Annotated in this window: 6 protein-coding genes; 1 reads left to right on the forward strand and 5 read right to left on the reverse strand. The window is 68.2% G+C overall.

All coding sequences use genetic code 11. From position 1 onward, the window contains the following. Positions 1–65: 65 nt before the first annotated feature. The 5 genes from BQ8420_RS30810 to BQ8420_RS30830 form a co-directional block, all read right to left on the reverse strand. Entirely contained in the window at positions 66–7,874 is a 7,809-nt protein-coding gene (locus tag BQ8420_RS30810; protein ID WP_087103999.1) for a non-ribosomal peptide synthetase, read from the reverse strand. Between the two features lie 30 nt (positions 7,875–7,904). Further along, complete coding sequence (locus tag BQ8420_RS30815; protein WP_235006582.1) at positions 7,905–9,263, reverse strand: serine hydrolase; 1,359 nt, start codon at positions 9,261–9,263, stop codon at positions 7,905–7,907. Between the two features lie 592 nt (positions 9,264–9,855). Next, positions 9,856–10,092 (reverse strand): hypothetical protein, encoded by a 237-nt coding sequence (locus BQ8420_RS30820; RefSeq protein ID WP_087104003.1) that lies wholly within the window; start codon positions 10,090–10,092, stop codon positions 9,856–9,858. A 171-nt stretch (positions 10,093–10,263) separates the two neighbouring features. Continuing rightward, positions 10,264–10,917, reverse strand: a complete 654-nt coding sequence (locus BQ8420_RS30825) for a response regulator transcription factor (protein WP_087104005.1) — start codon at positions 10,915–10,917, stop codon at positions 10,264–10,266. After that, positions 10,905–12,212, reverse strand: a complete 1,308-nt coding sequence (locus BQ8420_RS30830; protein WP_235006583.1) for a sensor histidine kinase — start codon at positions 12,210–12,212, stop codon at positions 10,905–10,907. Before BQ8420_RS30830 ends, BQ8420_RS30825 begins: the two co-directional genes overlap by 13 nt. Before the next feature lie 605 nt (positions 12,213–12,817). Here BQ8420_RS30830 and BQ8420_RS30835 point away from each other — a divergent pair. Further along, positions 12,818–13,929, forward strand: a 1,112-nt coding sequence (locus BQ8420_RS30835) for an AMP-binding protein (protein ID WP_235006584.1), incomplete at its 3' end; no start/stop codon positions are given.

Here is a 13,929-nt window from a genome sequence, read left to right on the forward strand (position 1 = left end):
GGTGTGTCCTTCCGTTCGTGCGTGTGACTCCGGTGCGGGGGAGGGTGGACTCGTGTTCGGCCGGCTCAGTCCCGGTCGGATCGCTCTCGGCGGGCGCGTCCGCGCGGCCGCCGGCCGACCGTGTCGACCAGTTCGCGCAGCCCCGACGTGAAGGCCTCGGCCAGCGCGCGAACGGTCTCGGGCCGGTGTCGGTGCTCGGAGTAGGTCCAGGAGAACTCCAGGCGGTCGTCGGTGACGCTTCCGGTCACGTCGAGCAGGCCGGTGCGCTCCTCTTCCGGGGCGTGGTCACCGGCGGGGACCTCCAAGAACCGGTCGATGAGGTCGCCACCGCCGTGGTCTCCGAATCGGCCCAGGTAGTTGAAGGTGACGGGGATACGGGTCAGGGCCGTCAGTGGCGCGGACGACCGTTCCGGCCCGAGATGGCGCAGAGCACCGAAGCCGATCCCGTCGGGAGCGGCGCGCAGTGCCTTCTTGACGGATGTCACGGCGCGTGCCGGATCCTGTTCCTCGGGCAGCTCCAACAGCACCGGGTAGATGGTGGTGAACCAGCCGACCGTGCGGGACAGGTCGACGTCGTCGAACAGCTCCTCGCGCCCGTGGCCCTCCTTGGCGACGAGCAGACGCGGCACTCCGCTCCACGCGGTGAGGGTTCGGCCCAGAACGGCCAGGAGCACGTCGTCGATGCGACCGCGCAACGCTCCGGGGACTCGGCGCAGGAGCAGGTCGGTCTCCTCCGACTCCAGCTCCGAGACGATCACGCGCTGGGAAGCGACGTCGTTGGGTCCCGTGTTCAGGTCCACCGGGATCGTGGCGTCGTCGCCGCGCTCGGCGAGGGCGGCCCAGTGCGCGGCCTCGGTTTCGAACCCTCCCTGGGCGGTGAACTCGGTGAGTCTGTCGGCCCAGACCGGGAACGGGGTGGTCTTGGCGCCCAGGTCGACCGGAAGCCCCTCGCCGAGCCTGCCGTAGGCGGTGACCAGGTCCTCCAGGATGATCCGCCAGGAGACCCCGTCCACCACCAGGTGGTGAGCGGAAAGGAGCACCCGTGGGGCGAGGTCGGGTCCGGCGTCGAACACCACGGTCTCGAACAGGGGGCCGTCCGTCAGCCTGGACCGGGGTCGTTCCCGGCCGGCCTCCCTCTCCACCGCGCGCTCCAGGGCGGTGGGGTCGGCGGGGGAGACATCGACCACGCGAACGGACCGTTCCGGGGTTCGGGCACCGTCCAGGTACTGGTGCGGCTCGGGCCCGTCGGTACGGACCCGAAGCCGAAGCATGTCGTGGTGGGCGAGGACCGCCTCGGCGGCGTGGGCCCACAGCTTCGGGTCGGTGTTCGGCGCGGCTTCGAACAGCAGCGACATGTCGAAGTACTCGGGGCGGCGCGGATGGGTCTCGAAGAACCATCGCTGCACCGGGGTCGGCGGTACCGGACCGGTGACCGGTGCCTCGGCCACGGCATGCTCCTGTGACCTCGCGCGCAGGTCCAGGGTCGCGGCCAGGTCCGACACGGTCTGGTGCAGGAAGGTGTCCTTGGTGGTGATCTCCCAGCCGGCCTGTCGGACACGGGAGACCATCTGGATACTGAGGATCGAATCCCCGCCGAGGGTGAAGAAGTTGTCGTCGCGCCCGACCCGGTCGGTGCCCAACAACTCGGCCCAGATCCGGGCCAGGCGGATCTCGGTGGCGCCCCGAGGCGGTGTGTGGACCGCGATGTCCGACTCCGGTGTGGTCGGTTCGGGCAGGGCCCGGCGGTCGACCTTGCCGTTGGCGTTGAGCGGGATGCTCTCCAACGGGATCACCACCGCCGGAACCATGTAGTCGGGCAGGTCGGCTCGGAGCCGGTCGGTGACGCTCTCGGGGTGGATTCGGGCCCCCGGAGCGGGGACGGCGTAGGCCACCAGGGATCGAACTCCCGAGTCACCGTGGTGGACCTGGACGGTGGCCTGGGCGATCTCGGGCAGGCGTGAGAGCGTGGCCTCGATCTCCCCGGGCTCGATCCGGAACCCACGCAGTTTGACCTGCGCGTCCGCCCGGCCCACGTACTCCATCCTCCCTTCGTTGTTCCAGCGGACGAGGTCGCCGGAGCGGTAGAGCCGCTCTCCCGAGGACCAGGGGTCGGCGACGAACCGTTCGGCGGTCAGACCGGGCCGGCCATGGTACCCGCGGGCGACACCGGCGATGTAGAGCTCACCGACGGCACCGACCGGGACCGGACGCAGACACTGGTCCAGGACGTGGAGCCTGGTGCCGTCCAAAGGTCGCCCGATGGGGACCGGGTCCGGTGTGCGGTCCTCCTCCGTGAGGGGATGGTGGGTGACGAAGGTGGTCGTCTCGGTCGGACCGTAGGCGTTGGCGACCGTGGTGTCGGGACACGCGGCGCGTACGAGTTCCATCGCGTGCGGGGCGGCCGTCTCCCCTCCGGTGATGACCTGGACCATGCCGCTGAAGCAGGCCGGGGCCTGCGCGGCGTACAGGTTGAACAGGGCGGTGGTGACGAACGTGGCGGTCACTCCGTACCGGGTGACCACGTCGGCGAACTCGTCGGCGTCGAGCCGTTCGGGTGGGGCGACCACCACGGTTCCACCGGTCAGCAGCGGAGCCCAGATCTCGTAGGTGGCCGCGTCGAAGGCGTGCGAGGAGTGGAACAGGATCCGCTGTCCGTGGCGCCCGGACCAGCGCCGATCAGTGGCCAGGCGTACCACGTCGCCGTGGGTGACCGCCACACCCTTGGGGGTTCCAGTGGAACCCGACGTGTACATGATGTAGGCGAGCCGATCGGGGTGGACGGTGCTCGGCTCGGGTGTCCGAGCATCGGGGTGTCGGGCGGGGGCGTCCGTCGGTTCCGCGTCCAGGTCGAGAACGGTCACGCCTTGTGTCCGCGGTACTCGTACGGCCATCACCGAGTCGGTGAGCACACAGGGCGCGGAGGTCTCCTTCAGGAGGTGCCCGATCCGCTCGGGCGGGTTGTCGGGATGGATCGGTACGTAGGCACCGCCGGCCCGCAGGACCGCGAGCATCGCGGTCACCACATGGGGGCCGCGTTCCAACAGCAGCGGGACGGGGGTCTCCGCGCGAACACCCAGCTCGCGCAACCGGTCGGCCAACGCCGAGGACGACTCGTCCAGACGGGCATAGGTCATCTCGGTATCGCCCCACACCAGGGCATTCGCCTGTGGTGACCGGGCGACCCGCCGGGCGAACAGCTCCGGCACCGAGGTGAGCACCTCACCGGGCCGACCGGTGCTCCAGTCGGCCAGTGCCTCGGCCTCGGTCGGGGTCGGGGCCGCCTCCAGGGCGTGGACCGGGCTTCGGCCGTGTTCGGCCAACGCGCCCAGGACCGCGCCCAACAGGTGGGCGATCCGGTCCGCGGTGGCCGGGTCGAAGAGGTCGGTGTCGTACTCCACCGCGCCGAGTAGTCGCGCGCCGTCCTCGACGAACTCCACCGTGAGGTCGAACTGGGTGTGCTCCCGAGCGAGGGTGTAGTCCGACGCGGACAGGCCGTCGGCCCGCCACGGGGCGCCGGGCACGTTCTGTAGGACCATCAGGGCCTGGACCAACGTGGGGCGGGACGGGTCACGCTCCTGCCCGGTCGCCTCCACGACGGTGTCGAAGGGGACGTCACCGTGCTCGAAGGCGGACAGGACCGTGTCGCGCACGTCCGCGAGGAGACGAACACCGGTGTCCTCGGGCCGGACCCGGGTGCGCAGGACGATCGTGTTGACGAAGAACCCGACGATGCCCTCCAGCTCGGTGCGGCCCCGACCGGAGGTCACCGTTCCCAGGGTGATGTCCCGCTGCCCGGTGAACCGGGACAGGGTCACGGCCGTGGCCGCGGCGAGCACCATGAACAGGGTGAGACCGTGTTCCGCTTCGAGGACGCGGACGCGGGCGAGGACGTCCTCGGAGACCTCGAACGCCCGTGTGGCGCCCCGGCCGCGTCGCTGCGCCGGCCGGGGCCGGTCGGTGGGCAGGGACAGCGGTTCCGCTCCGGCGAGTGTCCTGCGCCAGAAGTCCAGCTGTTCCTCGAAACCTTCGCTGCGGTGGAATCGCTCCTGCCAGAGCGCGTAATCGGTGTACGTCAACTCGACCTCGGGGAGATCGGAGACCGAGAGCAGGTCCGCCGCCCGCGTGTGCGGGTGGCTCCGGGAGGTCCCGTAGAGGGCACCGAGTTCACGGATCATGACGGACATCGACCACGCGTCCGTGATGATGTGGTGCATGCCGATGGCCAGCACGTGGTCGTCCTCGCCGACCCGCACCAGCAGGACCCTGAGCAGTGGTCCCGCGGCCAGGTCGAAGGGTCGGGAGTCGAACTCCGCGACGAGTTCGGCGAGACGGTCCTCGCGCTCGGGGACCGCGACATCGTCCAACGCGGTCTCCTCGACGTGGGCGGTCGCCTGTTCCAGGACGACCTGTCGAGGTAGACCGTCCTCGCTGGGGAAGACCGTGCGCAGGGACTCGTGCCGCAGGACCAGCGCGTCCAGTGCCGTGCGCAGCGCGCGGACGTCCAGCCGGCCGGACAGGCGTAACGCGCCACCGGAGTTGTAGGCGGCCCCCTCGGGCGAGTACTGGTCGAGGAACCACATGCGTCGCTGGGCGGCGGACAACGGGATCGGACCCTCGTGTGCGGCCCGGGTCAACGGGTCGGCGGACACGCCGCTCCCGTCCTTGAGGAGGTCGGCGAGTCCGGCCACCGTGGGCCGATCGAACAGAGCCCTGAGCGGGAGGCGTGTGCCGCTCAGGACCGCGGCCCTGGCGAGCACGCGCACGCCGCTGACGGAGTCTCCGCCGACCCGGAAGAAGTCGTCGTGCACTCCGATCCGATCGAGTCCCAAGACCTCGCACCACGCTTCGGCGAGAGCCCGTTCCTGTTCGCTCCGGGGTTCGACGTGTTCGGCGGTGGAACCTCCTGCCCAGTCGACGGCCGGGAGCGCCCGCCGGTCGGTCTTGCCGTTGGGGGTGAGCGGGATCCGGTCGAGGACGACGAAGGCCGCCGGGACCATGTAGGAGGGCAGGACACGGGCCCCGTCCGCCAGGTCGTCGCCGGTGGGGGTGTGTCCGGGTGCGGAGACCACGTAGGCGACCAGCCGCTGTCCGCCGCCGGCCCCGTCGACCACCACGACCGCCTGCTCCACGCTCGGGAGCGAGTTGAGGACCCCTTCGATCTCGCCGAGCTCGATCCGATGGCCGCGGATCTTGACCTGGTCGTCCGTGCGTCCCAGGAACTCCAGTCTTCCCCGGTGGCGTCGGACCACGTCACCGGACCGGTACATACGGCCGCCGGAGGCAGCGAACGGGTCGGCCACGAAACGTCCTGACGTCAGCCCCGGACGATTCCAGTAACCGTGTGCCAGGCCGTCGCCCGCGATGTGGAGTTCGCCGGGGACGCCGTCCGGAACCGGTCGCAGCCACCGGTCGAGGACGTACAGGCGGGTGCCGGCGACGGTCCCGCCCAGAGGTGGCGTACCGGCCCCGGACAAAGGAGCGCTGATGGTGGCGCAGACCGTGGACTCGGTCGGCCCGTAGGCGTTGTACATCCTGCGTTTCCTGGAGAACCGGTCGACCAGCTCTCCGGGGCAGGCCTCGCCCGCGACGAGCAGGTGCTCGACCGGGCCGAGGTCGTCCGGCTCCAGGCCGGGCAAGAGGGCGGGAGGCAGGGTCACGTGGCTGATCCCGTACCGGTGCAGGGCGTCGGTCAGACCTTCGCCCCTCAAGGACTCGCGGGGGAGCAGGATCGACGAGCCACCGTTGAGGAGGGCGACGGCCAACTCGGCTATGGCGGCGTCGAAGCTCGGAGAGGCGAACTGGAGCATCCGAGAGTTCGGGCCGACGTCCATTCGTTCGCCCTGGGTCGTGGCCAGCGCCGCCAGTCCGTGGTGGGGGACCACTACCCCCTTGGGGAGCCCGGTCGACCCGGACGTGTAGATCATGTACGCGGGATCCGCGGGGGAGATCCGTTCGAGCCACGGTTCCGCGACGTCGAGAACGTCCTCGGCGAGGGAGAGGAGAGGGGTCCCCTCGGGCAGCGGCGCTTCGCGGGTCGCCTGGTCGACCACCACCACACGCGGTGCGGCGTCCCGGACCATGTGGGCCAGCCTCTGGGCCGGGTACTCCGCGTCCAAGGGCAGGTAGACGGCGCCCGCGTACATGATGCCGAGCAAGACCTCGCCCTGACGGGTGTCGCGCTCCACGCAGACACCGACCCGGTCGCCGCGACGTACCCCCTGCGAGCGCAGGTGTCCGGCGATGCGGGCGGCCCGCTCGCCGAGTTCGCGGAACGTCACCGTGCGCTCGGCGTCCACGAGGGCGGGAGCGTGGGGACGCAGGTCGGCCTGTGCGAGGAGCATCTCCGGGAAGGTACGGGGCTCGGGGCCGGAGGGACCGCGGCCGGCGGTCTGGATCTGCTTCTGCGGGTCGGGGCCGATCAGGGGCAGTGCCCGCAACGGGCGGTGGTCGGTGGCGGATTCCAGGACACGTCTCAGGTCGTCCACGATGCGGCCGACGGTGTCGCGGTCGAACAGGTCGGTGTCGAACTCCGCGGTTCCGGTGACGCCGTCCGGCCCGGGGTGGAACTCCAGGGTCAGGTCGAAGATCGACTGTTCACGGCGGATGGGCAACGGGGTCGCGGTCAGGTCGCCCAAACGGCCTCGGTCCCGGGTGTCGCCGGCCGCGTTCTGGTAGACCACGGCGGCCTGTACCAGGGGTGGGATCGCCGGGTCGCGCTCGGTGAGGACGGCGTCGACGACGGTGTCGAAGGGGACCTCGGAGTGGTCGAGGTCGGAGAGGAAGCCGGCGCGCGTGCGTTCCAAGAGGGCCCCGAACGAGAGGCTCTCATCCACGGTCTGCCGGATGGCGAGGGTGTTGACGAAGAAGCCCATGATCCGGTGGAGGCGCTGGTCATCGCGTCCGGCGGTGACGGTTCCGAGGACGATGTCCTCGGAACGGCTCCATCGGGACAGGGTCACCTGGACCGCCGTCATCAGCACCATGAAGAGGTTCGCGTTGTGTCTTCCGGCCAGGTGTTCCAGGGGACGCACCAGCGCGGGGTCCAGGGTGAACGGCAGGCTGTCGCCTCGGGTGCCGCGGGTAGCGGGACGAGGGCGGTCGGTGGGCAGGTCCAGGACCGGTGCCTGCGTCAGCCGTTCGCGCCAGTAGGTGACGGAGCGGTCGAAAGCGGTGCCGTCGAGCCGTTCCCGCTGCCAGGCGGCGTAGTCGACGTACTGTGCGGGCAGTTCGCCGAGCGAGGACGACAGTTGTGCCGGGCCTTGATGGGGGGCCTCACAGGCGGCTCGGTAAAGGTGATCCAGTTCGTCCTGGAAGATGCCGAGGGACCAGCCGTCGGTGATGACGTGGTGGAGACACACCACGAGGACGTTGTGGTCGGCGCTCGCGGTCAGTAGGAGCACTCGCAGCAGTGGGCCGGTCGTGAGGTCGAAGGGGCGGGCGTACTCCCGCGCGATCAGCCGCGCCGAGTGGTCGTCGTCGGCGTCGGGCACCCGGACCCTGACGAAGTCGACCTCGAAGGGATCTCCGATGACCTGGTGGCCCTCACCGTCGACCTCCACGAGGGTCGTTCGCAGGGACTCGTGTCGGTGTACCAACGCGGTGAGGGCACGCCGTAGGGCGTCCTCGTCCAGGTTCCCGCGCAGGTCGAGAGCCAGGGCGGAGTTGTAGTCGGTTCGGCCCGGGATCATCTGGTCCAGGACCCAGAGCCGCCGCTGGGCGAAGGAGAGGGGGTTGGGCTCCTCGCGAGAGACCCTCGCCAGGTCCTGGTCCGGTCCGCGGCGAGCACGCAGGCGCCGCAGGACCTCCTCGCGGGCGCGTGCGCGGTCACCGTCGGATCCGGTACCGGTGGTGTCGTTGACGGGCGCTTCGCTCATGGGTTCGTCCTGTCGTCCGGTGCGGGATGGTCAGGCGTTCGGCTGGACGGGCTGGGCGCTGCGACGGAGGGTGCGCCCGTTGTACTGAAGGGCCGTCGCGTGTGTGGGGGAGGTGGGGTCGGTCAGGAAGCGGCCGCCGAAGGAGGCACCTCCGTATCGATCCGCGGTGACGGTGAAGGTGGAGCCGGGGCCGGTGCTGAGGATGCCCTCGAACCCGTTTTCGACGACGAACCGGTAGGCCTCGCCTGAGGGTGAGACCACCACCATCAGGCCTCCGTTGCTGTAGCTCCCCGCGATCTCCGCGCGTTCGGTCGGGTTTCCCCTCGAACCCGCCTCGTGGGTCTGTCGGTAGTGGCCGACGTCGAGTCCCGCGTTCCGTAGTCCCACGAGAAGGTCCTCCCAGGCCTGGATGCCGGTGGTCCCGTTGGTGGTGAAGGCGAGGGCGGAACCACCCTGGGGGTCGACTCTCAGGTGGCAGGTGGCGCCGTCGAGCGTGCCGTCGTGTCCGTACCAGAGGCGGTCCCCCGCCAGGTGCAGGGACCAGCCGGCGCCCCAACCGTCGGCGAGCCCGAAGGGGTCCGCCGCGGGGACGGGCCGCCCCATCTCGTGCAGGACGGCCGGTGCGGCAATGTCCCCGTCGAGTCCGGAATCCTCGGGCTCCAGGAACGCGCGTGCGAAGTCGACCAGGGCGGTCGCGCTCGCGGCGACACCGCCGGCCGGGGCGAGCGCGTTCTCGATGTGGAAGTCCACCGGGTGGGCGGTCCCGTCCGGTGTGACGGCGTGGCCGTCGACCAGCCCGGGGCCGGCGGCGTGGGGCCGCGGGTCGGTGACGAAGGCCAGGTCCAGGCCGGTGGGGTCGCACAGGTGGGATTCCACGGTCTCCCACCAGTCCTGGCCGGTGACGTTCTCCACGAGGTGGCCCGCGACGGCGTAGCCGGTGTTGGAGTAGGAGAAGGCGGTGCACGGCGCGTTGACACGGTCGTCACCGGTGAGGGAGCCGACGTAGCGGCGCAGGGAATGGGTCGGGGCGTCGAGCGGTCGGTCGGACACGAGCCCCGCGGTGTGGCTGAGCAGTTGGCGGGTGGTCACGTCGGCCAAGGGGTGGCCTGGCGAAGCCGTGCCGGCCCCGAGATGGTGGGAGACGGGTGCGTCGAGGTCGATGTCGCCGTCCTCCATGAGCTGCATGACCAGGGCGGCCGTGATGACCTTGGACACCGAGCCCAAGGGGAACCTGGAGTGATCGGTGACCGCTCTCCCGGTGCCGGTCCTCTCCACTCCCACGGAGAGCCGTTGCAGCTCACCGTGGTGGTAGAGGGCCAGCTGGGCGCCCGGGACATGGTTCTTACGGACGGCTTCTCCGAGGATTCCCGAGAGGGTTTCGTGCCGCACGGCTTCTCCTTCTAGGGGATGAGAGATGAAGGGAGACCTTCAACTTTTGAAGGTAGATATAAGGTGCGTTCGGCGGTGTCACGGCAGTTTTCTGCACCAGTCAGGAATACTCACATATACCATTCGCTCTGGCAAGGGATTCGGGTGTGGCTTGAACTCGCCGGTAACAAGAACTTATGAGGAGATTCAGGCCTTAACGTTCATGCTTGGTACAAGCTTGGTTCATCGCGCACCCTGGACACTCGAGAGGGTGCTATAACGCCTTTGAACAGCGTGAACGCAGGTTTCTCGGAGATCGAAAGGCGGCGAGTGGATGCGTGAGTGTGACATGGATCGCAATTATTGAAGCGATCTTGGTGGCTGTCTGTTATTTGTCGATTACCTTAATTCGTGCCGTTCGGTACAGTGTTGGCCGATTCCGGTCGCATGTGAAACTACTGTGGCTCGATTCAGCTAAATGCAGGCATGGGAGTGCCGAAATAAAAATGCTTCCGGGCATGCGAAAACTCCGCCATGAGGATGGCGGAGTGGGGAGGGGCTGATCTGGTTCGGGCAGGGCCGGTAACGACCCCGCCGTTCCGAATCGTCGGTGTCAGCGGCTCCGGACGTGGTGCACGATCAGGGCGATGATGCCCGAAACGGTCACGAGGCCGAAGCAGAGGCTGACCGCGGGATGGAACCCACTCAGCGAAGTCACACCGTTACCCACCAGGCCGACGACGATGACCCCCCACAGCGTGGCGCGCAGGCGACGACCCGGCCGGGGACGCCGTTTGTCCGGGACCGCTCGCGCCGAGGCGGCGTCATCGATGCGGTAGGGGTCGGTCATGGTCGTGCTCCTCGATCAGGTTGCTCAGTGGGGGAGGGAGTCTCCGCACGCGTTGCCCATCTTCCGACTCCAGGCTAGGAGAGTGGCGGTGGTCAGGCGATCCCGCAGACTGCCCTGATCGGGGTGGTGCAGGCTGTACCACCGGCCCCGTCTCGGCCGACCGGTCGGTGGTCAAGGGCCCACCGCCTTCAGGAAACGGAGCACGGCCTCCACTCTGCGGTCGAGCCCGTCACTGGGCGCCAGATCGAGCTTGCTGAAGATGCGCCGAATGTGCTTGTGCACCGCGCCTTCGGTGACGACCAGGCGTTCGGCGATCGCTCCGTTGCCCAGGCCTTCCGACATCAGGGCCAGCACCTCCCGTTCCCGAGGGCTGAGCCGTTGCAGAGCGTCGTCCTGACGATGTCGGGAGAACAGCTGTTCCACTACCTCGGGGTCGATGGCGGTGTGTCCTGCCGAGACCCGGCGTAGCGCTTCGATGAAGCCGTCCACCCGGCCGACCCGTTCCTTGAGCAGGTACCCGATGCCTTCGGAGCCGCCCCGCATCAGCTCCGTGGCGAAGGACTGCTCGACGTAGGCGGACAGGACCAGGACCGGAAACCCCTTACGGACGCGTCGGGCCCGCAGCGCGGCCTGGATCCCCTCGTCGGTGTAGGTGGGTGGCATACGAACGTCGATGATGGCTACATCCGGGGCGTGCTCGACCACCGAAGCGAGGAACTCCTCGGGATCCTCCACCGCCGCCACCACGTCCATGCCTTCGGCCCTCAACAGGGAGGCGATGCCCTCACGGAGCAGGGCGTCGTCCTCGGCGATCACGATCCGCACGGCAACTCCACCCGAATCGTCGTGGGGCCACCTCGCGGGCTGCGCACGGATAGGTTGCCGTTGTGCGCGGCGGTTCGCTGCCCAATGCCGGTCAGTCCGGTCCCTCGACCCGGGTCGGCACCTCCCCTGCCGTCGTCCCATACCTCGATGAACACGAGTCCTCCTTCCGTGGTGACACGGACCGATGCCCTGTGCGCGTGACTGTGCCGGGTGACGTTGGCCAATAGTTCGGCGGTGATGAAGTAGGCGGTGGCCTCGACCGACGAAGCGCAGGGGACGAGCCCTTCCGTGTTCAGCGAGCACGGTACGGAGCACTCGGCCACGATCGTCGCGAGTGTGCCCGCGAGCCCATGCTGTTGCAGGGTCGGAGGAAGGATGCCACGGGCGGTCGCGCGCAGTTCGGTGAGCGCGACCTCGGCCGCGGACTGTGCCTGTTCGAGGTGGGTTCGGGCACGCTCCGGGTCGTTCTCCAAAGCACGAAGGGCCGTGCCGACCAGGATGCTGACCCCGACCAGCCGGCTCTGGGCGCCGTCGTGCAGGGAGCGTTCGATCCTGCGCAACTCGGTGGTGTGGGCACGCAGGATGGCGGCCCTGGAGGTGATCAGGCCGGCCACGCGTTCGGAGAGTTCGTTGGGGCAGCTCGGGTTGAGCAGTGATCTTCCGGGCCAGGACTGGATCCAGGCCAGGGAGGTGCCCAGGCCGAAGAGGAGCGCGGTCCATCCCAGGCCCATCAGGGAGACGGACAGGGCCGAGTTCCAGTCGTTCACGGGGATACCGATGGATCCACCGGCCATGCCCTCCGGGAGGAACGTCCACCACAGCGGGAAAAAGGTATCGCGTATGGCGATGACAGGTAGGAGGACGCCCAGAAGACCGACGGTCAGACCCAGGGTGGAGTGGCAGACCAGCCAGGCCAGGTCGCGTCGAGTGGAGGCATCGTCCAACGCTCGGCGGAGGGCGACCACGGGGTGGGACGGGACCGGCCTGTCATAGGGCGGCACCATCTGGTCACCCCAACGGTTGAGTCGCTGGCGTTCTCGGTCGGCGACCGACCGGACCATGCGCAGAACGGACGGGACCAAGGGGAGCCCGACCCCGATGAGCGAGAGCGACCCGACCACACAGACCACGATCAGTGTGACGAGAGCGGCCAGCGCGGTGATCAGCCCTCCTGCCAGCCACTCCAGGCTGACGAACACGTTGTTGAAGCCCTGGGCCGCCTGGCGACGCAGAGGCGAGGTCGTTCCGCCGGACGTTCGTTGGCCCGGTGGTGGGATCACTCGGATACCGGTCACTCCCCCAGGCTGGTGTTGCTGTCGAGGTGGGCTCCCGGTGCGGAAGCCGGAGCGAATGGTGGTGACCTCTTTCGCTCGTTTTCGGCCGCGCGGGTACTCCGGCCTGCGTGTTCGAAGTGCCCGAGTGGAGAATACTTGCTTTCCCGATCCATTTATGCGCCCTTTTTGGCCGGACCTGGTCAGCGAACACTGTTAGGTAACCCTACTCGCCGGAAACATCATTGAGAGTGGCCGAATAGTCTATTTTTTGGGTAAGTGCGGCCGGTTCCGTGTTGCCTGAGCGGTGGCCGGATTCGGCCCCGACCCGCCGCTTCGGGAGTTCCGAGGAAGTCGAGGGTATTTTTCGTTTTATTCGTGTCCGGGTTTGCTCGATTTCTTCTCGGTATGCGGTGGGTATGCGGCTCCAGTGCGCCTGACCTGCGAAATGAGGAAATGACCGTATCTCTTGCTCTACTTAGAGGTATAGGTGAGTATCGGTTCTGGTCGAACCTGGCTGCCCTATGTCATGCGCAGATCCCGGCGATCCACTCCGTAAGAGAACGACGAACCACCGTTCCGATGCCTTTCACGGCACAGTCGAACCTGAATCCAGGAGTTGTCACGTGATGCCCTCTCAGGAAAGCCACCACCCCGAGTACGTCGACCGGACTCCAAGGTCTGCTTCGGTTGTGGAGGTGTTCGCGGAGTGGGTGGCGCGGGTGCCGGGTGCGCCTGCTGTGGTGGGTGGTTTTGGTGAGGTTTCGTATGCGGAGTTGGATGCGCGGAGTGCGGGTGTGGCTTCGGTGTTGTGTGGTGGGGGGTTGGTCGTTGAGGGTGCGGTTGTTCTGGTGTTGGAGCGTGGTCCGCATGTGGTGACGGGGATGTTGGGTGTGTTGCGTGCGGGTGGTGCTTATGTGCCGGTGCATGTGGATGATCCGGCGGAGCGTGTGGCGTGGTTGGTGCGGGAGACGGGTGCGCGTTTCGTGTTGACGGACGCGGTTTCTCGTGGGCGGGTGCCGGAGGGGTTGGGTGCGGATGTCCGGGTGATCGACCTGGACGAAATGGCCCCGGATGGAACGTGGTCGGAGGAAACACGGTTCTCACGGGTCGATGACACCTGGCGGGATGAGCGGAGGAGCCCTGATTCCCTCGCGTATGTGATGTTCACGTCGGGTTCGACGGGGTTGCCCAAGGGTGTGGCGGTCACGCATGGGGACGTGGTCGCTTTGGCTTTGGATGGTCGTTGGGGTGGTGGTCGTGATGAGCGGGTGCTGTTCCATTCCTCGCATGCTTTCGATGCGGCGACCTATGAGATCTGGACCCCGTTGTTGCGGGGTGGTGCGGTGGTGGTGGCGCCTGCGGGGCGGATTTCGGCGGAGGATTTCGGGCGGGTGGCCCGGGAGTATGGGGTGACGTCGACGTTTGTGACGGCGGCGTTGTTCAACTTGTTCACGGCGCAGGATCCGACGTGTTTCGCGCCGTTGCGTGAGGTGATCACCGGTGGTGAGGCGGCTACGCCTTCGGCGGTGGCGAAGGTGGTGGCCGCGTGCCCGGACACGGTGGTGGCCAATGGTTATGGGCCGACGGAGACGACGACTTTCGCTGCTCATTTTCGGGTGGATGCGGGGGATGTGCCTTCGGGGTCGGTTCCGATCGGTAGGCCGTTGGATGGGATGAGCGCTTGGGTGTTGGACGGGTTCTTGCGTTCGGTGCCGGTGGGTGTGGTGGGTGAGTTGTA

This window comes from Nocardiopsis sp. JB363 (genome assembly GCF_900143625.1).
Taxonomy (GTDB): Bacteria; Actinomycetota; Actinomycetes; order Streptosporangiales; family Streptosporangiaceae; genus Nocardiopsis.

Bases quoted from the DNA above. Each gene is read 5' to 3' on its own strand.
- BQ8420_RS30820 (WP_087104003.1), bottom strand. From the start codon at position 10,092: ATGACCGACCCCTACCGCATCGATGACGCCGCCTCGGCGCGAGCGGTC.
- BQ8420_RS30810 (WP_087103999.1), bottom strand. From the start codon at position 7,874: ATGAGCGAAGCGCCCGTCAACGACACCACCGGTACCGGATCCGACGGT.